The following is a 23926-nucleotide window of genomic DNA, read 5'->3' as shown; positions in this document are numbered from 1 at the left end:
GCATCTCGCTGTAGAAAGATAGTTTTTTTATTGAAATGTCAAAATAGCATATTTGAGATTCAACACCAGGAGTTTAAGATAACATTTGTTTTATATAAGAAGAAACGTATATCGTCCCACTTTATGGAGGCGTAGCATTTCCGGATAAAAAGGAAAATAATTCATGCTTAAATTACGTTTTACCCATTGTGGAAAAATTAAAATCATAACATAATATAGATTAATAGTCATGGTGGGCGAAGAGAAAAAGGGGGCTAAAGCATGAAGTTTTTACGTTCAATACAGGGGAAACTAATTATCATTTCATTAGCACTATTAATTATTCCTAGTTTAGTAATAGGTCTGGTTAGTTATAACAAAGCGAATAAAGGTATGGAGAATATTGGCGAACAAGTTATCAAGAATAGTGTTGAATCTACTTTGCAATTAATCGAACTTGCAAATGAGAGTGTTAAAAGAGGCGACGTTCCATTGGAAGTTGCACAAGAACGGGTGCGAGAGGCTCTTCTAGGACCAAAGGATAGTGAAGGAAAGAGACCAATTAATTATCCTGGAGACTTAGGGAAGTATGGTTATATATATGTTTTAGATGAGAAAGGGACATTAACAACCCATCCGACTCGAGAAGGGGATAGCCTGTGGAACGATAAAGATAGTAGTGGGAATTACTTTATTCGAGAAGTAATCGAAAAAGCACTCGCTGGTGGAGGATTTACACAATATGAGTTTGCGTTACCTGGTCAAGATGTATTAGCTCCAAAAATAATTTATTCTGTCAAGGAGCCTAATTGGGGATGGATTATTGCATCGGGTACATATATGCAAGACTTTAATAAAGAAGCTAATTCATTATTACTCGTTATTGGTATTACATTATTAGGTGCTATTATTATAGGAACTGTAGTTGTCATAATGGTTTCAAGACATTTAGCTTTACCGGTGCAAAGAATATCTAAACGCGTACGTGAGGTAGCGAAGGGGAATTTAACTGTAGAAATTGAAAATCTACAACGCTCAGATGAAATTGGTCAGTTAAATGAAGGTTTTAATGAAATGGTTGATCAACTGAAAACATTAATTACAGATGTAGAGGAAGCTATTGTAGAAATTCAATCGACATCGTCAAATCTAACATCTGTAGCAGAGGAAACAAACGCTTATGGAGATGAAATAGTAAAAGCGATAAATGAGGTTTCGGATGGAGCAGTAAAACAAGCTTCAGAAGCTGAGGATACGAATAGAACTGCCATCGATTTTGCACAGCAGATAGAAGGATTGCATGACAAAAATGAAGTAATGCTTGATGCATCTCAACATATGAAACGATCAAATCAAGAGGGGCTTATAAATTTAAACGGCTTAAAAGAGAAATCACACGAGTCTTCAGAATTGATTAATAATGTTTATGCTGTATTTAATAGTTTAATTGTGAAAGTAAGGGAAATTGAAGGCATTGTTGGTACCATTACCGAGATTTCTGATCAGACGAATCTACTTGCATTAAATGCATCCATTGAGGCAGCTAGAGCTGGTGAGCATGGCAAGGGCTTTGCGGTTGTTGCTGAGGAGGTGCGTAAGCTAGCGGATCAAACATCTGTAGCAACTGAACTGGTTCGTACAACTTTAAAGGGGATTGAAAGTGAAACGAATTTAGTGAACGATGAGATGAAGAAAACAAATGTTATTGTTCGTCAACAAAATGATTCGGTTGCCATAACAGAGTCATCCTTCAAGGAAATTGAATTGTCCGTAGAGAAAATTATTTCTGTCATTGGGGAAATGACTGCAGGGGTAGAATATTTGAATAGCTCTAAGGATTACATTATGCAATCTATCGAAAGTATTGCGATGATTAGTGAGAAAAATGCTGCTGCATCAGAGGAAGTAACGGCATCCGTTGATGAACAGCAGCGTGCTATTCAGCTTGTTAGTGAATCTTCCAATGATTTAACAGATGAAATAACTGCGTTACAGGAATCTATTAAGCGCTTTATATTAAGATAATTAATCAGGGATGTTTGTACAGTAATTCTAGTACAAGCATCCTTTTTTTTGTCTAAACGTTAATAAAAGGTAAGGGGGGTCAATTGTGAAAAAATGGGTAATAAGATTAGGGGTTATTCTATTTGGTGTTTGTAGCATTGTTTATATTTGGCTCGGTGAGGAGATGAAACAAGGTGTCCAGCCAGCTGCAAACGGAACAACTACATACATGATTGTCCTAGGAGCGAAGGTAAAACCAGGTGGGATTCCATCGCTTTCTTTGAAAAATAGATTAGAGGAGGCTGTAAAGTATTTAAACAAATATCCTCATGTAAAAGTAATTGTTTCAGGTGGGCAAGGGGCAGATGAAGATCGGTCAGAGGCTTCAGTCATGCTTAAATACTTACAGGACAAGGGTATAGAAACTAACAGAATATTAGTAGAGGACCAATCTACTTCAACTTATGAGAACTTACTATATTCTAAAGAACTTTTGCCTAAAGGAACTAAGAAAATCACGATTCTCTCTAATGATTTCCATTTAAAGCGTGCAAAATATTTAGCTAAGTCTTTAGGTTTTGAAGTAGATGTCGTTGCGGCAAAAACGCCAAAATCAGTTGAAGTAAAGTTAAATCTACGTGAAAGGGCAGCATTATTAAAAACATATATAATTGGCTATTAAATTGTTTCTTAATAAGATAGATTTGGCATATAATAGAAATATCACGGGGTATATGACAGAAAGAGGGGATTTCTATGAAAATGTTTAAAGACTATGAATACAGCCGTCCGAATATTGAGGCAATGAAGGAGCAACAACTATCCTTAATTGACCAATTTAAAAATGCTCAAACGATAGACGGGCAAAGTGACATAATTGAGAAATTAAATGGATTGAGTAATGATTATGCTACGATGGCGAACTTAGTGTACATTCGTGCTTCGATTGATACAAATGATGAATTTTATCATGCAGAGCGCGATTATTTTGACGAGGTTGGACCTGAGTTGGAAGAGGTTACAACAGAATATTATAAAGCGTTAATCGTTTCACCATTCCGTGAGCAGTTAGAAGAAAAATGGGGTCAGCAATTATTTGATTTAGCAACCTATCAAATTAAAGGCTTTTCACCAGCAGTCATTGATCTAATGCAAAAGGAGAACAAGCTTGTTTCAGAATACAATAAACTAGTTGCCTCTGCGCAAATTGACTTTAACGGTGAGACATTAACGCTTGCTCAGCTTGGACCATATGCAGAGTCTACTGATCGTGAAGTGCGTAAGGCGGCAACGAATGCACGCTTTGGCTTTTTTGCCGATCATGAAGATGAATTTGATCGACTATATGATGAGCTTGTCAAGGTGCGCCATGAAATCGCTGTTAAGTTAGGCTATAAAAACTATGTCGAACTAGGCTATATTCGAATGAATCGCATTGATTATAATGCAGATATGGTAAAGAATTTCCGTGACCAAGTTCGTGATTTAATCGTACCAATTGCCACAAAATTATATGAACGTCAGGCAAAACGTATTGGTATTTCTGATTTTAAGTTCTATGATGAAGCATTCAATTTTGTATCAGGAAATGCTACACCAAAAGGTGATCCGGAATGGATTGTGGCAAACGGTAAAAAAATGTATGAAGAGTTATCACCCGAGACTGGTGAATTTTTCAACTTTATGATTGATCATGAATTAATGGACTTAGTGGCGAAGAAAGGTAAAGAGAGTGGAGGTTATTGTACATTTATCGAAAACTATCACTCACCATTTATCTTCTCGAACTTTAATGGTACTTCTGGCGATATCGATGTGTTAACACACGAAGCTGGACATGCTTTCCAAGTCTATTCAAGTCGTAACATTGGAATCCCAGAATACTTATGGCCAACATATGAATCTTGTGAAATTCATTCGATGAGTATGGAATTTTTCACATGGCCATGGATGGAGCTATTCTTTAAGGAAGACACAGAGAAATATAAGTTTACACATTTAAGTAGTGGCTTACTATTCCTTCCTTACGGTGTTGCAGTTGATGAGTTCCAGCACGTGATCTATGAGAATCCGAATATGACACCAGCTGAACGTAAAGCTGCGTGGAAAAAAATTGAGGAGACATATTTACCACATCGTGACTATGATCATAATAGCTATCTAGAAGCAGGTGGTATATGGCAACGTCAAGGACATATTTATTCAAGTCCGTTCTATTACATTGATTACACGTTAGCGCAAATCTGTGCATTCCAATTCTGGAAACGTTCACGTGAAGAATTTGAAGCTGCCTGGAAGGACTATATTCATTTATGTGGTTTAGGCGGCTCTATGTCCTTTACGAAGCTTGTGAAAGAAGCGGGCTTAATTTCACCATTTGAGGATGGCTGTGTTGAATCGGTTATTGGTGATATTAAAGATTACTTAAATTCAGTAGAAGATACAAAATTATAAACTGCTCATTATAGAACATTAGTGAAAATTTGCGACACTCCTGTGGAAGGTAAACCATGTGGCCTCCTCAGATGCTTAAGCATTTGAGGGGCTTGTGGGATTGCCTGTTGGAGGGTTGCAAATTTTTTAGTTTTAAAACTTTGTTATTTGGAAATTAAATAGTAGAATACTTGCGAAATGGTTAATATATAAGTAGTATTTTCAGTAACTGTGATAAAAGGAAGTGAAGAAAGTGACGAGGAAAGTTTGGTTTCAAGTAGGTGTAGGGGTTTTACTTGCTCTACTAGTTATAAAATATTTTATAGAGATTCATTGGATTTTTTCACCGCTTGTCATTATCTTAAAGGCTATTTTTATACCTTTATTACTTGGCGGTGTTTTGTATTATGTTACGGAGCCGATTCAAAGATTTTTAGAGAAGCGTAAATTTCCAAGATGGGCAAGTATACTAACGATAGTCATTGGACTTATAGCGCTTGTTGGTGGCTTTGGTTGGATCGTTGGTAATCCGATTGCAGTGCAGGTAAATAATTTAGTGAAAAATGTACCACAAATTAGTGCTAGCATTCAAGATGCAGCCGATTATGTGTTGCGAAACAAAGATAACTTCCCGCCGCAGTTAAAAGATTTTATCGATAATATGGCGAATTCTGTACAGGATATTGCCGTTGTGGCAAGTAAGGGGCTAGTTTCGTTTTTACAATCAGTTGTATCTGCCTCTTTATTAGCTATTTTAATTCCATTCTTCTTTATTTTTATGTTGAAGGATCATGAAAAATTTGCACCATCGATTTATAAATATTTTAGTGGTGAACGCCGTGAATGGGTGAAGAAAACGTTAAGTGAAATTGATAGTGTTTTACGTAGTTATATTCAAGGACAACTGCAAATTAGTTTTTTACTAGCACTCATTATGTATGTCGGGTATTTAGTTATAGGTTTAGATTATTCGTTACTGCTTGTTATATTTGCCTTCTTCATGAATATGATTCCGTTTATTGGACCATGGATCGCCTTTACACCAGCACTGATTGTGGCTGTTGTTCAGGATCCAGTGTTAGTCATATGGGTGTCTGTTGTCACACTCGTGGCGCAACAAATCGATAGTAACTTTATAACTCCTAATGTAATGGGGAAAACACTCGATATCCATCCGTTAACAGTTATTACAGTTATTTTAGCTGCAGGTAATATTGCAGGCTTCATAGGTATTATCATTGCTGTACCATTTTATGCAGTATTAAAAGTGATCGCATCCAATATTTATGATGAACGTAACGTGATTAAGAAAAAGGCTACGAAGTCAGTATAGGAGTCGGAAAAAATGGAACAAGAAATTGTGAAAGTTTTTAATGAACAGCATGAACAGATTGGGACAGCAACGAGAGCTGAGGTACATGAAAAGGGACTATGGCATGAAACATTCCACTGTTGGCTTGTCAATGAGGACTATATCTATTTCCAAATTCGTAGTTCACAAAAAAAGGACTATCCTGGCTTGCTTGATATTACAGCGGCAGGGCATCTATTAGCCGTAGAGACAGTAGAATCGGGAATTCGTGAAGTGAAGGAAGAGCTAGGGCTCGATGTCGACGTACACGAAGTTGTTAAGATGGGCATGACATCTTGTAGTATCGTTTCAGAAAACATGATTGACAATGAATTTTGTCATGTTTATATATATCCATTTAAACATGATTGGGAAACATTTAAACTGCAGTATGAGGAAGTGTCAGGGGTCGTTCGAGCAAAGCTTGATGAGGCAGAGGCATTCTTTTTAGGAGAAACAGCTACTCTGAATATTGAAGGCTATGAATATTTCCCTGATGGTCAACGAGCGAAAATTGTGCGCCCAGTAGGTGCAGCACAATTCGTCCCTTACCGTGAACTATACGTTGCCCATGTTATTCGGTTTGTAAAAGATAAAATGTTTAATAAAAGATTATAATTTGTGAGGGTTGTCTGAAAAAGCCCATCATAAGAATTTTAGTATAATTGTAAAAGGTAAATCCGCTTCTCTTTCTGTGGATAAAAGTATGAGCCGCATCGGTATGCTCTTACTTTATCCGCAGGGAGTTTTAAGCGGATTTTTTTACCTTTATATTAGATAATTATTAGGCTCTGGCTTTCGTGAATATACTACTTTTTTTGTCTCATCATCAAAAGTTAGGGTTATTATTTTTAAAAGCGTATGCTATGTGAATAAGTTGAGTGGAGACTGGGCGACTCCTTGGGGATTAGCAATAGAGGAACGAAGGCTAAAACCATCACCTCCCGGAAGCGAAGCGACAGCAACAAATGTTTTTATCTGTGCGAAAGCGAAGCGACAGCAACAACAAAGCGCCCAGTCGGAACTGAAATCAACCACACGTTATAGAAGAGGAGACATTACTTTTTACTTTTAGAACTACCTAATTTACTTCGATATAACAGAAAAAATAAGTTATACTGTAAGGTAGATTGAATAGAAAAGGAGCATTTTTATATGCTAACATTTGAACAAAAGCAAGCGATCATCGACTCATTTCCTGAACTCACAAAGAAGGAAATTTCATTGAAACGCTTAAATTATCACTTTATGGAAAGCCTTTATGAAAAAACCATTGTTGTGGAAAAGCTACACCCAAATGGCAACGGCTTTGTCTTTGTTGGTGATTTATTGCGTTATGAGGAAGAAGCAAACGATAAAGGCCTAGTAAATATTCGAGACTACGATGAACAACAGCTTCGTGAAATTATTGAAGATGCCATTCAATATTTATCGGAAGAAGAAGAAGAGCAAGAGCCGATTGAAGAGATTTGGCAAAATCGTGAAGGTGCCCAATTAAAGCTAGCCTTTGAGCAACGTTCTTGGAATGTCTATCATGGTGAAAATTTAGAGGAAGCCTTTGGTACACAAGAAGCTGCGAAAGAATATTTACTAGAAGAAGGTTTTCGTAAAAAGAAATAAGTAATTCGGGGGATAAGAACGAATGAATGGGAAAAAACTAGTGGGAGTAGTTATTGTTGTTGTTTTAGCGGTTTGTTTATTTTCGGTATTTACGATTACAAAATTTTATAAAGATCATGAGGAACAACCAAATCGCGAAAATCGTGAAATTAATAAGTCAAAGAGCTTGAATTTAATTTTACCACAGGCTACAATTATCTCGAATTCAAGATAATTGAGAGGTGGACTGAAAATGCAACACGTTTTTTATAAAGGAACAGATGAAACAAAACCAATTTTTTTACTATTACATGGTACAGGTGGAAATGAACAAAGCTTAATTGGCCTTGCAAAGGAAATCGATGATACAGCAAGCATTTTAAGTGTCCGTGGAAATGTACTTGAAAATGGTATGCCACGCTTTTTCCGTCGTTTAGCGGAAGGTGTTTTTGATATAGAGGATTTAATTTTCCGTACGAAGGAATTAAATGACTTTTTATTAGAAGCAGCACAGCAGTATGGCTTTGACCGTAATCGAGTTGTTGCTATCGGTTATTCTAATGGTGCAAATATTGCTGCTAGCCTATTGTTCCATTATGAGGATGCTCTAGCAGGTGCCATACTGCATCATCCAATGGTACCTAGACGTGATATTGAATTGCCTAGACTTTCTTCGATCCCTGTCTTTATCGGTGCTGGAACGAATGATCCTATGTGTACCGCTCAAGAGTCTGAAGACTTAGAGGCGCTTTTAACGTCAGCAGGGGCAGATGTGACAACTGTATGGTTTAATTATGGTCATCAGCTTACGATGCCTGAAGTAGAGGCAGCAAAAGAATGGTACGACCGTATTTATTCAAAATAAGAAAAAATCCGCAACCTTTGTGAGAGAGTTCACGGAAGGTTGCGGATTCTTTTATTTTTGTTTCTTTGAGAAAGGTAGCCACCAATTCCAATCCCCGAAGAGCTTCATAAGACTTGGAACGAGCATGAGACGAATAATCGTTGCATCGAGAGCGACTGCAATAGCTATACCAACTCCAATTTGCTTCACAGGCATCACATCTGTAAAAGCGAATGCTCCTGTTATAACAATCATAATGAGCGCTGCTGACGTAATGATACGGCTTGTAGAGGTTAGACCATCAATCGTGGCACGTGTATTATCCGCCCCTTTTTGATATTCCTCTTGAATACGTGATATTAAAAAGACTTCATAGTCCATACTTAAGCCGAATACAAGACAAAATACGATTACTGGAATAATTAAGACGATTGAACCAGCTTCAATACCTAAATGTCCATATTGGAAAATGTAGACGAGAATACCGAAGGCCGATGAAAGTCCAATGATATTCATAATAATCGCTTTCAGAGGGATTAAAATAGAGCGGAAAGCGAGCATTAAAATAAAGAATGTTGATACGATAATAATGGCTACAGCCAAGAAGATTTTACTAGAGATTTCATCAAAAATTTCTTGATTGAATTTCGCGTGACCTCCGAGTGCAAAATCGACACCTAAATCTTTATCTTTCCATGTTCGAGCAAATTGTTGAGCAGTAGTCGATGAACCGGCTGCATCCAATGTAATTGGGATAAATAGTTGTTTATCTTTAGAAAACGTATTTAGAATGGGTGTTAATTGTTCTGCCGCTTGAGGAATTTTCAAAGAAGATGTCAGTTCCTCAGGAGACTTAATGTTAGCCGTCGTATAAATGGTCGATACTTGCTTCACTAGAGGGTCATCAAGTAACTTTTCTTGAATATTGTAAATAAGCTCTCTTGCCTCACTATCTTGCCAACCTTCCTTACGTTCTGCTAATAAATATAATGTTGAGGTATCACCAAGTCCAAACGTTTTGTCTAATTGATCATAAGCTGAACGTGCCTCATATTTTGTTGGTAATGAATCCACCTGAGGAATTGTAAGTTTAATATCCTTCAATGGAATCATACCAATACCTAGTAATAATAATGCCACAATAACGATGGTCACTGGATGTTTCATGACAAAGCCAGCAAAGCCACGCCAAAGATTTGCCCCATCAGACTTTACACGTAATAAACGCCATTTATTTAGGCGATCTCCTAATAGCACCATCGTAGCAGGTAACAAGGTTAAGCCAGAAAGTATTGCAAGGAATACAACAATTGCGCCTCCTAAAGCGATATTTTGAAAAATTTCAACGTCGATGACAATCATGGCACCTAAGCCGATCATGACACAAACAGCAGAAAAGATAATAGAACGACCAGCTGTCTCTATTGCTGTTTGAATAGCTTGTACAATGGATGTATGGGCACGTTCTTCGCGATACCGGTTAATAAACAACAAGGCAAAATCAATACTCAATGCAAGACCAAGCATTGGTACTATATTTAACACAAAAATCGATAAATTGACATTACCGCTAAACAAAGTCAAAATTCCAAACGCAGTTACAACAGTAACAACCCCGATAATGATAGGTAAGATTGAAGCAACGACAGTACCGAAAGCTAGTAATAGCACTATGATAGCGATTGGTAATCCGATTGCTTCTGCTGATGCTAAATCCTTTTGACTTGCTGTATTGATATCTGCTGAAATAACAGGACCACCTGTAATGCTCACACCGTCATTCTCTATTAATGAGTGAATGTCTTTCACAACATCAGGTAGGTGATCAACATTATTTTTCATATGAACCATGGCATAAGCTATATCATTCTTTTGTAAAGAGGGATCATTAAGTGGTGATTGGATTGAATGAATCTCCTTCACTTTTTCTAATTTTTTTAATGTATCTCGAATATTCTTATCGTCAGCTGGATTGAAGACGACCAAAATTGTATCGGAAGGCAAATCAAATGTTTCCGCTAGTTCATTTGTTACGTAGGTATGATCTCCTTTAACAAAAAAACCATCTCCATGAAGCTTGCTTGGAAGTTGTATGGCAAACATAGCCATGGTAATAAAAATTACGAACCATAAGGCTACGATAGCTTTAGCATGGGCTGTTATAAAAGCTGAAAAAGTTTTCATTGTAGGTACTGTCCCCCTTTTAAAATAGTGTAAAGGATGTGTCGCTATTTGTCGTGTGACAATGTAAAGACTCCTGTTCAACAAGGAACAGGAGTCTTAGTATGCGATCAAATTCAATTGTGCTTTGGCATAAATCCGCATTCATCTTACCATCTATAGAAGTGGGAAGAAGTTAAAAGAATAACGATAATAAAAAGTAAATAATAGCTGCCATAACTGCTGAAATTGGCATTGTAATAACCCAAGTAGTTACAATTTTACGCGCCATTCCCCAGTTTACACCACGTACACGTTGTGCAGAGCCGACACCCATGATAGAGGAAGAAATAACATGTGTTGTAGATACTGGTAGGTGAATTAATGTAGCACCGAAGATTACTGAAGCAGATGCTAAATCTGCTGCAACTCCGTTTACAGGACGGATTTTCATGATTTTACCGCCGACTGTTTTAATAATTTTATAACCGCCGATAGAGGTACCAAGCCCCATTGCAGTTGCCGCTGCAGCTCGTATCCAGAAAGGAATTTCATCTCCTGAATGCAAACCACCAGCGATTAACGCCATCGTCATAATCCCCATTGCCTTTTGTGCATCGTTAGTACCATGTGTAAAAGATTGAATTGCGGCAGTGAAAATTTGCATCGTACGGAAACCTTTATTCGTACGATATAAATTTAAGTTTTTAAACCATAATTTAAACAGTGTCATCATAATAAAGCCGGCGCAAATCGCAAGAATTGGTGATAGCACTAGGGCCATAATGATTTTAGTAAAACCGCCATAGTTTAAAACTCCGAAGCCAGCAGATGCAACAGCTGCACCAGCAATGGACCCAATCAGAGTATGTGAAGAACTTGATGGAATACCGAAATACCATGTTAGTAAGTTCCAAATAATAGCGGAGATTAATGCTGCTAAAATAACGACTGATCCGGTCGTGTCTCCATCAAAAGCATTTAAAGAGAAAGGATCTACAATGTCTTTTGTTAAAGCCTTTGCAACACCGACAAAAGTAATTGCTCCGATAAAGTTCATCGTCGCAGCCATCATGATAGCTACACGAGGTTTCAATGCTCTAGTGGAAACTGAGGTTGCTATAGCATTTGCTGTATCATGGAAGCCATTGATAAAGTCAAATGTTAGGGCAAAGATAACGACCAGAACAGTTAGTATAATGATTGTGTTCATTGTAAGTGCCCATCTCCTAATTACGCGTTACGCATGATAATTGTTTCCATAGTATTTGCAACGTTTTGGCAATGATCAGCGATATCTTCAAGTTGTTCATATATATCTTTATATTTAATAAGTCGAATTGGATCTTTTTCATTTAAAAATAGTTGTTTAATAGAAGAACGTTGTACTTCATCACATTCACGTTCATAGTCCTTAATAAGAATTGCGTGTGGGCGCATGCCAATAAGATTCTTTTTCTTTAACTCTTCTGTTGCTTTAACAATTTCATCAGCACTTTTTGAAATATAGCCTAAGAAAGTACGCATTGATTCATCAACTTCTGTTAGAGAGAACATTTCAAAATGAGCGATACAATGCTCCGTACCATCTAATACGTCATCCATACGAATGGCAAATTCTAGAATGTCTTCGCGCTCGATAGGTGTCATAAATGATTTGTTTAGCATCACGATTAGTTCATGAATGAGCTTATCACCAGCTGTTTCGTAATTTTTCATAGTAATGCTAATCTCTTTTAGGTCAGCTACACTGTTAATACGAAAATCATTTGCGTAATGTACGGCCTCTCTCATATTCTCAGCAATTTTATGCAAAGCTATAAAGAAAGGGTCTTGTTTTTTTGAGTTAAGCATGTAAATCGAATCCTCCTGGATAAAATAAATTGGCCTCTAAACTTTACTATCATAACAAAATCTTTAAATTATCTACATAAAATTCTTCTAATCTACAAAAAACTTTACAATCCTGTAATATACAATTTGTTCACAAAATAATAAAGGTATCACTGTGTCTGTTTTTACTAATACAGAAAAATGCCTTGAAAATAGGTTTTATAAAGAGATTTGTCTCTGTTTAATACAATAAGATACTATTTGGATATATAACTTCGTAAAATTCTCGGATGAATTGTAAAGAGAATGTAAAGGAATTGTTTTGCTAATAGTTTTCCATTTTCTTAAGAATATCTTCATTTTTATCCTTCAATTTTATTAAGAATTATTTACTACAATGGAGAAGGAAAGGCTCATAACCTAAAATTTAGGATGACTTTTGTAGGGAAGCAACCAGTAGGGACGTAAATCAACCCTACGCTATGAGTCAGAAGAAGGTGAAAGGGGAGTTTATTTGAAAATGATTCAAGTCGAGAACTTACAACATACATTTTTAATTGGAAAGAAAGGTAAGGAAAAACAAGTTCCGGTATTAAAAGGTGTCAATTTTGAGGTGAAAAAAGGAGAGATTGTCGCAATTGTTGGGAAAAGTGGCTCCGGGAAATCAACTTTATTGCAAATATTAGCTGGATTTATGAAATCCGAACAAGGATCTATTGTGGTAAACGGAAAGGAAACAGCTCATCTCACTGAAGCAGAAAGTGCAGCTTTTCGCTTGCAACAGTTCGGATTTATCTTTCAAAACTTCCAACTAATGCCGGGATTAACGGCGTTTGAAAACATTGAACTACCTTTGAAGTTGCAGGGTATTAAGAAAGCTGTGCGTACAGAAAAGGTAAAAAAATTAATGGACAAGGTTGGTTTAACGGAAGTGGCAGACCATTACCCAAATGAATTATCGGGTGGTCAGCAACAGCGTGTTAGTATTGCAAGAGCCTTAATTACAAATCCTCCTATTTTGTTTGCAGACGAGCCGACAGGAAGTCTTGATTCGGAAACAGAGCAAGATATATTGCTGCTCATTCAAAGTCTAAACCGTGAGCTGGGTTTAACATTTGTCATCATTACTCACGACGAGGAAGTAGCAACAATAGCACATCGACGTTTCCGCATGTACGATGGGGAACTTGTAAAGGAGGAAGCATAACATGTTATTTAAAGATCAATTAGATTTTGTTAAACAGCATATAAAGAAAAATAAATTACGCGTGTTTATGACCGTACTAGCTGCAACGATGGGCTGTGCATTTTTGATTGTCCTCGCATCAGTTGGGTTTGGGCTTCAGGATTCCATACGTAATGAAATATTATCAAATGAAAAAGTGACGAAAATTCAGGTGTTTGGTAAGGGTCAATTTACAGAGGACCAAATACATGAAATAAAAGGTATAGAACATGTGGAAACAGTACTCGAAACAATTACTGTCAATGCATCTGCACATTCGTTTTTTGAAGACCGTGATACACAATCTGATTTATATGTTGCTAAGATGCATGATTTTGAGCAAGTGAATGGCAAGCTTGAGGAAGGGAAGTATCCAACAAAGCCAAACGAAATCGTTGTAGGTTATCATTTTGCTCAAACATTAGTCAATGATACTGAGCGCAAAATTATAGAAGAAAAGAGTAAAAAGGCTGAAGCGGAAGACACGTATTATAATGGTAGTGAGGAAGGTTATAAGGACTCATTAATTGGTAAAGAGATCGAATTATCACTAATGCCACATACTGATGGGGCAGAAGAGACAGAGAAAATGAAATATACAATTGTCGGTGTTATGAAGAAGCCTTCTTATGATTGGATGATTAATAACTCTATCTATATGGATACAGAGCAAAAGCCAATGATTGCTACGAATCTAGCTGTACCTGGTAATGTTAAAGAGGATGAAATGTTTTATTCGGAATTTAATATTTTTGCGGATAGCATGGAAAATGTAAAGCCGATATTAGACAAACTAAAAGACAAAGGCTATAGCGTTTATTCAGTTACTGAGCAATTGGATAAAATGAATGTATTTTTCCTAGTTTTAAAAATTGGTTTAATATTTGTAGGAACAATCGCTGTCTTGATCGCCTCGATTGGCATTTTCAATACAATGACAATGGCTGTAACAGAGCGTACTCGTGAAATAGGTGTTTTAAAGGCAATCGGAGCAAGTCCCAAACTTATTCAACGATTGTTTTTAATGGAAAGTACATTTATTGGCATTATTGGTACTTTGATAGCGGTAGCTATTTCATATGTTATTAGCTTTGTAGCAAATGCTGCATTACCTTTAATTCTAAAAGCAGCAACAGGGGAAGATGCTTTTAGTAGAAATGAAATTACATTCTCCCTTATTCCTTGGCAGCTTGTTCTTATCGCATCAGCGATTAGTATTGGGGTAGCGATGATTTCAGGCTATCGTCCAGCACGTAAGGCCACAAAAATTGACGTTATTCAAGCATTACGACAAGAACTATAATAGAAAGGGCGGTCCAGGAGTTATTGGACCGCCCTGTTAATTTGAATTGCGCATCTCCAGGAAATACCCATGAAAGGAAAGCGAATACCTGCGCTACGACCATAAATACAGCGAATTTTATAAGTAAGCTTGTAATTCATTTGCTAAAAAAGGCTTGGCATTTAGCAACTTTAAAAACGCATCATAGTTAGCGCGTTGTTCGGAACTCGGCTTTTTACCTGTATGATAGGCTCGTATTAAAATGTTTTTTGGTGTATTTTCCATATCTATAAACTCTAGCAATTGTGCTTCATAGCCAACAAGTGATAAAATTTCTGCTCGGATTGCATCCGTAGCAAGCGCTGCAAAACGTTCACGAACGAGACCGTGCTGAAGCATAATATCAAGTGCTGGTGTGTTAAGCTGGCGATTTAACTCATGCTGGCAACAAGGGACACTTAAAATAACGCTTGCTCCCCATTTTACAGCGCGAGCTAATGCCATATCAGTGGCAACATCACAAGCATGTAGCGTCACCACCATGTCTACTGCAGACTCCTCATTGTAATCATTAATATCTCCTACTAGAAATTCGAGTTGCTCATAGCCTAAATCCTGTGCAATTCGTGAGCATTCTTCAATGACTTCCTTCTTTAAATCCAAACCAGTGACACGAATGTCTAAGCCTTTTTCGATTTTTAAATAGTGGTATAGCGCAAATGTTAAATATGATTTGCCTGAACCAAAATCTAAAATACGAACCTGTCGATCCTTTGGTAAATAAGTTAGTGCATCATCAATAAATTCGATGAAGCGGTTGATCTGTTTAAATTTATCGTATTTTTGTTTTTTAATTTTTCCTTCTTCTGTTTGTACGCCAAGACGAATTAAAAATGGGTATGGCGTATCCTCTGACAATAAATAGTTTTTCTTGCGATTATGCGCTAAATTGATTTGCTTTGGCGTTGAGGATTTATCAGACTTCCATAGTACTTTGTTCTTTTTCGATAACTGTACTTGTATCTTTTCATCCGTAAAATCAATATGTGCTTGACGGTAATCGTTAAAAAATGCTTCTAGCTTCTCATGAAAATCTTCTAATAAAACATTTTCATGTTTTAAAATACGTTCAAATTGATATTCAACTTGAATATGGTAAGCATCCTTTAGTAATAAAGGTTTTAGCTTTATACGTTTAACGTCGTTTGATTTCATACGTGGTTGACTGATCGTAGCAGTAACGAGTTCCTGTTGTAAAATCCGCTCCATAAGGTGAGATTTCATTTCTTCAAATGTCATATATTTCGCCTACTTTATCGTGTTATAGATGGCACTAGTTTAACACATTTTATGAAATGCGATGCTAGTATAAATTTCAGAATGTACTTTTTGAATATTTATAGGATATTTTGTATATTTGTGGTATTTTAATTATACTGACATTTTAGTTTATTTCAGCGATTGTCTTTTGTAACGAAAGCAAAGAGTCAGCAACAACAACACATCAAAGGGGAAACAGGGGGAAAAATATGTCTGAAAACATGTATCAATTACTTGCGATTATTATTTATATGATCGCCATGCTAGGAATCGGTTGGTATGCATTTAGGAAAACATCAAATTTAACGGATTACATGCTTGGTGGGCGTTCGTTAGGCCCTGCTGTTACAGCGCTGAGCGCAGGTGCAGCAGATATGTCTGGCTGGCTGTTAATGGGTTTGCCGGGTGCAATCTATTTAGCTGGACTTTCCAAAGCTTGGATTGCCATTGGGTTAACAATTGGCGCATATTTGAATTGGCTATTGGTAGCACCGAGGCTGCGTGTATATACACAAGTTGCTAATGACTCAATTACTATTCCGAGTTATTTAGATAATCGTTTACGTGACAATACTAAGCTAATAAGAATTGCGTCAGGTATCATTATTTTAATCTTTTTTACATTTTATGTTTCTTCAGGAATGGTTGCAGGGGGTAAGTTTTTTGATAGCTCATTTGGCTATGACTACCATACTGGCCTATTAATTGTATCTGCAGTAGTTGTAGCATACACATTATTTGGAGGTTTTTTAGCGGTTAGTTATACAGACTTTTTACAGGGACTTATTATGTTTTTAGCACTTATAAGTGTACCGTTATTTGGTTTATTTTTGACAGGCGGAATTGGAGACACAATATCATCCATTAAAGCTGTAAATCCTGAACACCTAAGCTTATTATCTTCAAATGCAACTGCTGCAGTAATTATTTCATCACTTGCATGGGGATTAGGTTATTTTGGACAACCACATATTATCGTACGCTTTATGGCAATAAGCTCAGTAAAAGAAACAACGCAGGCTCGTCGTATCGGTATTGGCTGGATGATGTTAAGTTTACTAGGAGCGATTGCAACAGCTTTAGTAGGTGTGGCTTATTATGAGCAAAATGCAGGTGAATTAAAGGACGCTGAGACAGTATTTATTGTACTTGGCCAAATCTTATTCCATCCATTTATTGCAGGTATAATGCTAGCTGCCATTTTAGCCGCAGTTATGAGTACAATATCATCACAATTAATTGTTACTTCGTCTGCGCTTGTAGAAGACATTTACAAAGCTCTATTTAATAAAACGGCAGATGATAAGCATTATGTCTTTGTTGGCCGTGTGGCTGTTTTAGTTGTAGCTATTGTCGCAGGGATTTTAGCATGGAACCCAGATAGTTCTATTTTAGATTTAGTGGGCTTTGCTTGGGCTGGCTTCGGTGCAGCGTTCGGTCCTGTAATATTGCTGTCATTGTATTGGAGGAAATTAACGAATTACGGAGCGCTCAGTGGGATGGTAGCTGGTGCTGCAACGGCCTTTGTTTGGGGAAAAATAAAATTCTTAGCTGATTCATTATATGAGATTGTTCCAGGCTTCATAGTGTGCTTAATCGTTGCAGTTATTGTTAGTATTTTGACATATAGACCGAATAAAGATATTGAAGACGAATTCAATCGCACTGAAGTATTACTAAAAGAAGAACGTAAGTAAATAAAATGAATGAAGTGCGCCTTTTGCTTAGAAGGCGCATTTTTACAATATATATGTTACTAAAGATGGGAGATAATTTGTAAACGACACGAATTAGGGCATTATATGGTAAGATGAAGAAAATTTGTCGTAGTAGCAACAAGGCATTGGTGGGAGGTTTGTGGATGGATAGAATTAAAGAGGTAGATATATTGTTGGAAAAAGCTATTTTAGTTGGCGTAAATTTACGGAATGATGAGCATTTTAATTATTCAATGGAGGAGCTTAAAAATTTAGCTGAAGCTTTAAATGTTGAAGTTGCTGGCATTGTCACACAAAATTTAGAGCGAGTTACGCCATCTCATTATGTTGGAACAGGGAAAATTGAGGAAATAAAAAACTTTTATGATGAAGCACAAGCAAATTTAGTGATTTTTAATGATGAATTATCACCTTCGCAAATCCGTAATTTAGAACGTGATTTAGAGACGAAGGTTATTGATAGAACGATGTTGATTTTAGATATTTTTGGACGTCGTGCTAAAACAAGTGAAGCACAGATGCAAGTCGAGTTAGCACAATTACAATATATGCTACCACGCTTAGTCGGCTTGCATGCATCTCTCAGCCGTCAAGGTGGTGGCACAGGGGGTGGCTTTAAAAACCGTGGTGCTGGTGAGACAAAGCTTGAGCTAGACCGTCGAAAAATAGAGGATCAGATTTCGAAAATAAAGAAGGAGCTAGAGCATGTAAAGGAGCAACGAGAGACGCAGCGTAAACAACGACGCAAAAATGCTGTTCCTGTCGTTTCTATTGTTGGCTATACGAATGCTGGTAAGTCAACGATTATGAATCAGTTACTTACGAAAATAGGGCAGGAAGATCATAAACAAGTGTTTGAGAAGGATATGCTTTTTGCTACACTTGAAACATCCGTCCGTCAAATAGAATTACCTGATAAAAAGACATTCTTATTAACAGATACAGTTGGTTTCGTTAGCAAATTACCGCATCATTTAGTGAAGGCATTCCGCTCAACATTGGAAGAGGCTCGTGATGCCGACTTATTACTCCATGTTGTAGATGTTTCCAATTTTGAGCACGGCTTTATGATGGAAGTAACAAATGAAACGCTCAAAGCAGTTGGTGTTGAAGGGATTCCGACAATTTATGTATATAATAAAGCGGATATAGCAAACGTTCCTTACCCTGTTATTAGCGGTGATAATATTTGGATTTCAGCGAAGCAAGGGATTGGATTAGAGGAATTATTGCAAATGATACGTCAGCATATTTTCTCTAATTATGTAACATGTAAAATGCTTATTCCGTATGAACAGGGAAATATCGTCTCTTATTTAAATGAATATGCCTCTGTCCATGAAACAGCATACGAAGAAAACGGTACGCTACTAGCAATAGAGATAAAAGAAGCGGATTATGCAAAATTCCAACAATATGTAATTAAATAATCAATCACAGCATTGTTTTAAAAGTAGGCTAGAAGCACTTCGTGTTTCTAGCCTGCTTTTTTGTAATCGGAAAAGCGAATTTATACCGCTGTGAATAAAATTATAGATAATGCTAGCTTTTTTGTTTAAAAAGTAAAAAATCGGATTATTAAATATTTTAGAATAATTTCATAACTTTTTATGATATAGTAGATATTAAAGAATCGGGAAACTTAGGAATATCAATAGGTTTGGTACAATTCTACTAAAATCATTCTGAATTTAAAGAAAAGACGTAAGATTTCAACATTTTTTAAAACTCTTGAAAAAGTTTTGGAAACGCTTTAGTATGATGAAATAAAGTTTTTATCCATTGTAAATGGGGAATAATATTTTTATTGAATAATGAAATTGGGAGAGGATATTTTTATGTCTACTAAAGATGAAATTGTAAAATCCGTCCCTCAAAATGGCTTTGTCGGACACCCTAAAGGGCTCTTTACATTATTTTTCACTGAATTTTGGGAACGATTCTCATATTACGGTATGCGAGCAATTCTGATCTTCTTTATGTATTATGAATTGCATGAAGGCGGTCTAGGTTTAGAAGAAGGAACAGCGCACTCCATTATGGCTATCTACGGATCAATGGTATACATGTCCGGGATACTCGGTGGTTGGGTTGCTGACCGAGTACTAGGTACACGTAGAACCATTTTCTATGGTGGCGTGTTCATTATGTTGGGCCATTTACTGCTAGCGTTACCTGGTGGCGTAAGCATGTTATTTACTTCGATGGCATTTATTGTTATTGGGACAGGCTTATTAAAACCGAACATTTCAAGCATTGTCGGAGATATGTATGCTGAGACAGATAGTCGTCGTGATGCGGGTTTTTCAATTTTCTATATGAGTATTAATATGGGATCATTCCTTGCACCATTAATTGTCGGAACAATTGGACAAAAGTATAATTTCCACCTAGGCTTTGGTCTAGCAGGGATCGGAATGTTAGTTGGTTTAATTATTTATAAATTAACAGAGAAAAAATATTTAGGGATAGCAGGATTACAGGTAAACAACCCGTTACTGCCTGAAGAACGTAAAAAAGTCTTTACACGATTTGGAAGTATAGCTCTACTTATTATTATTGCTGGGACAATTGGTATTAAAACTGGCGTACTAACAATGAATGTTTTTAGTTTAATTATTACAACACTAGGTGTATTAATTCCGACGGTGTTCTTTATTTATATGTATCGCAGTGAGAAAACAACGAAGGACGAGAAGTCTCGAGTGCTTGCTTATATTCCTTTGTTTATATCGGCTGTAATGTTTTGGGCAATCCAAGAACAGGGGGCAACTATTTTAGCAACGTTTGCGGATAGACGTACACAATTGGATATTGGTAGTGTGCATATTCCATCTTCTTGGTTCCAATCGTTAAACCCTTTATTCGTCGTTACAATGGCTCCATTATTTGCTATGTTATGGATGAGGTGGGGAGATAAGCAACCATCTACACCGCGTAAATTCGCTTATGCACTATTCTTTGCAGGATTGTCATTCTTAGTGATGATGCTTCCAGCGTATTTATCTGGTGGTACAGATTTAGTAAGCCCATTATGGTTAGTATTATCATTCTTTTTAGTTGTGGTTGGGGAGTTATTATTATCGCCAGTAGGATTGTCAGTTACTACAAAATTGGCTCCAAAGGCTTTTGCTGCACAAACGATGTCACTTTGGTTTTTAACAAGCGCAGCAGCGCAAGCAATCAACGCACAACTTGTAAAAGTCTATGAAGTGGTAAGTGAATTCACATATTTCGGTTTCTTAGGCTCATTAGCAATTGTTCTCGGGATCATAATATTAGTGCTTTCACCAATTATTTCAAAGGCGATGCGAGGTATTAACTAATCAAAAGATGTAAGTGCAGTTATTCAAATAACTGTACTTGCATCTTTTTGTGTATTAAAGAGCATTTGATATTAGTGTTTGAATTAACAAACCGAGGAGGTGGCAACTATTCGTCAGAAAGTTGAAAGTTGTGCCCGTAGAAACAAAAGTGACGGATAGAACGACATAAAGCATTCAAACATACATAATGAATAACTATTTTTATAATGCTATGACTCAATGTTTCTATTGACTCTAGTATTTTTTTTTGGCTCGTCATCAAAAGTTTGGGATAACATTTTTTTAAAACGTATGCTATGTAAAGAAGCTAATCTACGTTCCCGCTAGGCGACTCCTTGGGGATCAGCAACCCCCCAGGAAGCTTTGTTCTGTGCGAAAGCGAAGCGACAGCAACAAATGTTTTATCTGTGTGAAAGCGAAGCGTCAGCAACAAATGTTTTTATCTGTGCGAAAGCGAAGCGACAGCAACAAATGTTTTATCTGTGCGAAAGCGAAGCGACAGCAACAAATGTTTATCTGTGCGAAAGCGAAGCGACAGCAACAAATGTTTATCTGTGCGAAAGCGAAGCGACAGCAACAAATGTTTTTATCTGTGCGAAAGCGAAGCGACAGCAACAAATGTTTTATCTGTGCGAAAGCGAAGCGACAGCAACAAATGTTTTTATCTGTGCGAAAGCGAAGCGACAGCAACAACAAAGCGCCTAGTCGGAACGGAAATCAACCACACGTTATGCGGTGAGCCATTTATCACCGTAAAATGTAGTTAATTTTCTGAATCTGAATGCGGGAATATGTTTTTTGTGTGAAAAGATCTCATTTTCGTTATAATAATCTTAATAGTATGATAATTTAAGGGGTTGGATGGTATGAAGGAAGCTTTAAGTCATTTGAGGCCAAGATTAATGGAGATTTTCACGTATTTGCACGCGAATCCAGAAATAAGCTGGCAGGAGGTAGAAACAACGAATTATATTGTTGATTTACTAGCACGTGAAGGTTTTTCACCAATACGCTTTAAAAACAGTACAGGACTTTATGTTGATATAGGAAGTGGTAGTCCTAAAGTCGGTTTGCGTACGGACATGGATGCGTTATGGCAGGAAGTAGATGGTGAATTTCGTGCGAATCACTCCTGTGGTCATGACGGACATATGACAATGGCAATCGGTGCTCTATTACTTTTGAAAGAGCTTGCTCCATCATTCAACGGTACAATTCGTGTAATTTTTCAACCAGCTGAAGAAAAAGGAACGGGTGCTTTATCAGTTTTAAAAGAAGGAATCATTGATGATTTAGACTTTTTATTTGGTGTCCATGTAAGACCTGTCCATGAGCTTGAAGACGGTACATATTGTGCCGCGTTGTATCATGGAGCCTCTCGATTACTTGAGGGGGAAATCATTGGAGAAGATGCCCATGCGGCAAGACCGCATCTCGGCGTGAACGCCATTGAAGTAGGAGCAACTATTATCGAAGATTTAAGAACACTTCATACAGACCCAATGGTCCCTGTATCAATTAAGATGACCAAATTCCATGCTGGAGGAGAATCCGGTAATATTATTCCTGGAAGTGCATCGTTCACCATTGATATACGAGCTCAACAAAATAATGTGATGGATTCACTTGCACAGGGAGTAAAAAGGGTGATTGATTCTTCCAAGATCTTGCATAAAGTGCAAATTGAATTACGTACAGTAGCAAATATAGTAGCTGCTGAGGTAGATCCAACTGCTCAAAATATTATGGAGCAGGCGATCGTGCAAGCAACAGGGTTGTCTAATTTAAGAAAGCCAGTTCATACACCTGGAGGCGAAGATTTTCATCACTATGCTGTTCAACGCCCACATTTAAAATCTACGATGTTAGGTTTAGGTTGTGGGGTAACACCGGGGCTACATCATCCAAAGATGAAATTTAAGCAGGCGAGGCTTGTAACGGGGGTTGAAATCCTTACAAGAGCGGTATTGTTAGCATTGGAGTCGGGGAATACAAAGGAGGGTTCAGCATAATGTTAGAAAGAGTGCGTATTCAAAAAATAATTACACCTACAGAGATTGCAGAAGTACAAATTTTGAACGAAAGTATTTGGGGGAGTCAGGCTATTCCCTCGCATCAATTGTTAGCAGTTGTACAAAATGGTGGATTAGTCCTTGGAGCGTATTTAGACGAAAAGCTGATTGGCTTTAACTATTGCTTTGTTGGCTATCGACACGGAAAAATGTATTTACACTCACACATGATTGGTGTTGAGAAAACATATCGTGAACAAGGTGTAGGTGAATTATTAAAGCATGCCCAACAGGAATATGCAAAAGAACATGGGTTCCAGCTTGTAATTTGGCTATTTGATCCGCTAGAAGCATGTATGGCTAATTTATCATTTTTGAAGCTCAATGCCTTTAGTTTTCAGTATGAGAATGATTATTATGGTCCGCTCAAGGATGATTTTAACGATGGGCTACCGTCAGATCGAATTGTTGTAGAATGGTGGATTGAACGCGATCGAGTGGAGGATTCCTTGGATGAACTAGAAGAAGGAGCTGAAGAAGTTGTACCGTGGTCTTTAACGGTAGATGGCTTACCAGTGCTCGATATTGATGGTGAATTTCAGCGCGAGCAATTATATTATAAGGACGCCTATTTATTGCCCATTCCTCAATATTTACAAAAGATGAAAGTAGAGAGTCCTAAACTTGCAGAGGACTGGCGTTTTAAAGTTCGTACTATTTTAACGACATTGTTTGAGCAAAATTATGCGATTGTTCGAATGAAAAAGAATAAGGAATATGTTCATAGCTATCTATTAGTCAGACGCTCCTTATTAGCTTTATAATAAGGATAAGGAGTGA

20 protein-coding genes are annotated in these 23926 nt (G+C 37.1%); 16 read left to right on the top strand and 4 right to left on the bottom strand.

Translation table 11 applies throughout. From position 1 onward, the window contains the following. Positions 1-261 precede the first annotated feature (261 nt). From ACFVT8_RS17675 to ACFVT8_RS17640, 8 genes are all read left to right on the top strand, one after another. Positions 262-2004 (top strand): methyl-accepting chemotaxis protein, encoded by a 1743-nt coding sequence (locus tag ACFVT8_RS17675; RefSeq protein WP_387084350.1) that lies wholly within the window; start codon positions 262-264, stop codon positions 2002-2004. 85 nt (positions 2005-2089) lie between these two features. After that, complete coding sequence (locus ACFVT8_RS17670; RefSeq protein ID WP_387084348.1) at positions 2090-2665, top strand: YdcF family protein; 576 nt, start codon at positions 2090-2092, stop codon at positions 2663-2665. A 74-nt stretch (positions 2666-2739) separates the two neighbouring features. Continuing rightward, the gene (locus ACFVT8_RS17665) at positions 2740-4437 is read left to right on the top strand and encodes a M3 family oligoendopeptidase (protein ID WP_387084346.1); all 1698 of its coding nucleotides are present in this window, start codon (positions 2740-2742) and stop codon (positions 4435-4437) included. A 232-nt stretch (positions 4438-4669) separates the two neighbouring features. Next, positions 4670-5749: an AI-2E family transporter gene (locus ACFVT8_RS17660; protein WP_387084344.1), complete on the top strand. Its 1080-nt coding sequence runs from the start codon at positions 4670-4672 to the stop codon at positions 5747-5749. 12 nt (positions 5750-5761) lie between these two features. Then, positions 5762-6385 carry an NUDIX hydrolase gene (locus ACFVT8_RS17655; protein WP_387084342.1) on the top strand — a complete coding sequence of 208 codons (624 nt, stop codon included), beginning with the start codon at positions 5762-5764 and terminating at the stop codon, positions 6383-6385. A gap of 537 nt (positions 6386-6922) precedes the next feature. Then, positions 6923-7387, top strand: coding sequence for a hypothetical protein (locus tag ACFVT8_RS17650; RefSeq protein WP_387084340.1), 465 nt, complete (start codon positions 6923-6925; stop codon positions 7385-7387). Between the two features lie 22 nt (positions 7388-7409). Beyond that, on the top strand, positions 7410-7601 hold the full coding sequence (locus ACFVT8_RS17645; RefSeq protein WP_387084338.1) for a hypothetical protein: 192 nt from the start codon (positions 7410-7412) through the stop codon (positions 7599-7601). 18 nt (positions 7602-7619) lie between these two features. After that, a complete protein-coding gene (locus tag ACFVT8_RS17640) occupies positions 7620-8231 on the top strand; it encodes an alpha/beta hydrolase (protein ID WP_387084336.1) in 612 nt (203 codons plus the stop codon). A gap of 51 nt (positions 8232-8282) precedes the next feature. Here ACFVT8_RS17640 and ACFVT8_RS17635 read toward each other — a convergent pair whose 3' ends face one another. The 3 genes from ACFVT8_RS17635 to ACFVT8_RS17625 all read right to left on the bottom strand — a co-directional run bounded on the left by ACFVT8_RS17635 (position 8283) and on the right by ACFVT8_RS17625 (position 12224). Then, complete coding sequence (locus ACFVT8_RS17635) at positions 8283-10394, bottom strand: MMPL family transporter (RefSeq protein ID WP_387084334.1); 2112 nt, start codon at positions 10392-10394, stop codon at positions 8283-8285. A gap of 172 nt (positions 10395-10566) precedes the next feature. After that, entirely contained in the window at positions 10567-11583 is a 1017-nt protein-coding gene (locus tag ACFVT8_RS17630) for an inorganic phosphate transporter (protein ID WP_387084332.1), read from the bottom strand. A gap of 20 nt (positions 11584-11603) precedes the next feature. Next, a complete protein-coding gene (locus ACFVT8_RS17625; protein WP_079562474.1) occupies positions 11604-12224 on the bottom strand; it encodes a DUF47 domain-containing protein in 621 nt (206 codons plus the stop codon). 499 nt (positions 12225-12723) lie between these two features. Here ACFVT8_RS17625 and ACFVT8_RS17620 point away from each other — a divergent pair, with 499 nt between their 5' ends. Further along, positions 12724-13410 (top strand): ABC transporter ATP-binding protein, encoded by a 687-nt coding sequence (locus ACFVT8_RS17620; RefSeq protein ID WP_387084330.1) that lies wholly within the window; start codon positions 12724-12726, stop codon positions 13408-13410. Between the two features lies 1 nt (position 13411). Continuing rightward, complete coding sequence (locus tag ACFVT8_RS17615; protein WP_387084328.1) at positions 13412-14731, top strand: ABC transporter permease; 1320 nt, start codon at positions 13412-13414, stop codon at positions 14729-14731. A 117-nt stretch (positions 14732-14848) separates the two neighbouring features. Here ACFVT8_RS17615 and ACFVT8_RS17610 read toward each other — a convergent pair whose 3' ends face one another. Next, a complete protein-coding gene (locus ACFVT8_RS17610) occupies positions 14849-16009 on the bottom strand; it encodes a class I SAM-dependent methyltransferase (RefSeq protein ID WP_387084326.1) in 1161 nt (386 codons plus the stop codon). A 230-nt stretch (positions 16010-16239) separates the two neighbouring features. Between ACFVT8_RS17610 and putP the strand changes: the two genes are divergently transcribed. From putP to ACFVT8_RS17580, 6 genes are all read left to right on the top strand, one after another. Continuing rightward, a complete protein-coding gene (gene putP / locus ACFVT8_RS17605; RefSeq protein ID WP_387084324.1) occupies positions 16240-17727 on the top strand; it encodes a sodium/proline symporter PutP in 1488 nt (495 codons plus the stop codon). Between the two features lie 164 nt (positions 17728-17891). Further along, entirely contained in the window at positions 17892-19178 is a 1287-nt protein-coding gene (gene hflX / locus ACFVT8_RS17600; protein WP_387084322.1) for a GTPase HflX, read from the top strand. Between the two features lie 408 nt (positions 19179-19586). Next, entirely contained in the window at positions 19587-21074 is a 1488-nt protein-coding gene (locus ACFVT8_RS17595) for a peptide MFS transporter (RefSeq protein WP_387084320.1), read from the top strand. Positions 21075-21437: 363 nt separating this feature from the next. Next, positions 21438-21779 carry a hypothetical protein gene (locus tag ACFVT8_RS17590; protein ID WP_387084318.1) on the top strand — a complete coding sequence of 114 codons (342 nt, stop codon included), beginning with the start codon at positions 21438-21440 and terminating at the stop codon, positions 21777-21779. A gap of 161 nt (positions 21780-21940) precedes the next feature. Beyond that, positions 21941-23086, top strand: a complete 1146-nt coding sequence (locus ACFVT8_RS17585; RefSeq protein WP_387084316.1) for a M20 peptidase aminoacylase family protein — start codon at positions 21941-21943, stop codon at positions 23084-23086. Further along, positions 23086-23910, top strand: coding sequence for a GNAT family N-acetyltransferase (locus tag ACFVT8_RS17580; RefSeq protein ID WP_387084314.1), 825 nt, complete (start codon positions 23086-23088; stop codon positions 23908-23910). Before ACFVT8_RS17585 ends, ACFVT8_RS17580 begins: the two co-directional genes overlap by 1 nt. Positions 23911-23926 lie beyond the last annotated feature (16 nt).

Source organism: Lysinibacillus sp. NPDC058147 (genome assembly GCF_042884205.1).
GTDB lineage: Bacteria > Bacillota > Bacilli > Bacillales_A > Planococcaceae > Lysinibacillus.
The sequence above is the reverse complement of the archived record's forward strand: the minus strand, read 5'-3'. Positions and strand labels throughout refer to the sequence as shown.

Coding starts and splice junctions, on each gene's coding strand:
- ACFVT8_RS17615 (WP_387084328.1), top strand. CDS start 13,412: ATGTTATTTAAAGATCAATTAGATTTTGTTAAACAGCATATAAAGAAA.
- ACFVT8_RS17640 (WP_387084336.1), top strand. CDS start 7,620: ATGCAACACGTTTTTTATAAAGGAACAGATGAAACAAAACCAATTTTT.
- putP (WP_387084324.1), top strand. CDS start 16,240: ATGTCTGAAAACATGTATCAATTACTTGCGATTATTATTTATATGATC.
- ACFVT8_RS17595 (WP_387084320.1), top strand. CDS start 19,587: ATGTCTACTAAAGATGAAATTGTAAAATCCGTCCCTCAAAATGGCTTT.
- ACFVT8_RS17635 (WP_387084334.1), bottom strand. CDS start 10,394: ATGAAAACTTTTTCAGCTTTTATAACAGCCCATGCTAAAGCTATCGTA.
- ACFVT8_RS17675 (WP_387084350.1), top strand. CDS start 262: ATGAAGTTTTTACGTTCAATACAGGGGAAACTAATTATCATTTCATTA.
- ACFVT8_RS17655 (WP_387084342.1), top strand. CDS start 5,762: ATGGAACAAGAAATTGTGAAAGTTTTTAATGAACAGCATGAACAGATT.
- ACFVT8_RS17610 (WP_387084326.1), bottom strand. CDS start 16,009: ATGACATTTGAAGAAATGAAATCTCACCTTATGGAGCGGATTTTACAA.
- ACFVT8_RS17645 (WP_387084338.1), top strand. CDS start 7,410: ATGAATGGGAAAAAACTAGTGGGAGTAGTTATTGTTGTTGTTTTAGCG.
- ACFVT8_RS17620 (WP_387084330.1), top strand. CDS start 12,724: ATGATTCAAGTCGAGAACTTACAACATACATTTTTAATTGGAAAGAAA.
- ACFVT8_RS17650 (WP_387084340.1), top strand. CDS start 6,923: ATGCTAACATTTGAACAAAAGCAAGCGATCATCGACTCATTTCCTGAA.
- ACFVT8_RS17625 (WP_079562474.1), bottom strand. CDS start 12,224: ATGCTTAACTCAAAAAAACAAGACCCTTTCTTTATAGCTTTGCATAAA.
- ACFVT8_RS17630 (WP_387084332.1), bottom strand. CDS start 11,583: ATGAACACAATCATTATACTAACTGTTCTGGTCGTTATCTTTGCCCTA.
- ACFVT8_RS17665 (WP_387084346.1), top strand. CDS start 2,740: ATGAAAATGTTTAAAGACTATGAATACAGCCGTCCGAATATTGAGGCA.
- hflX (WP_387084322.1), top strand. CDS start 17,892: ATGGATAGAATTAAAGAGGTAGATATATTGTTGGAAAAAGCTATTTTA.
- ACFVT8_RS17580 (WP_387084314.1), top strand. CDS start 23,086: ATGTTAGAAAGAGTGCGTATTCAAAAAATAATTACACCTACAGAGATT.
- ACFVT8_RS17585 (WP_387084316.1), top strand. CDS start 21,941: ATGAAGGAAGCTTTAAGTCATTTGAGGCCAAGATTAATGGAGATTTTC.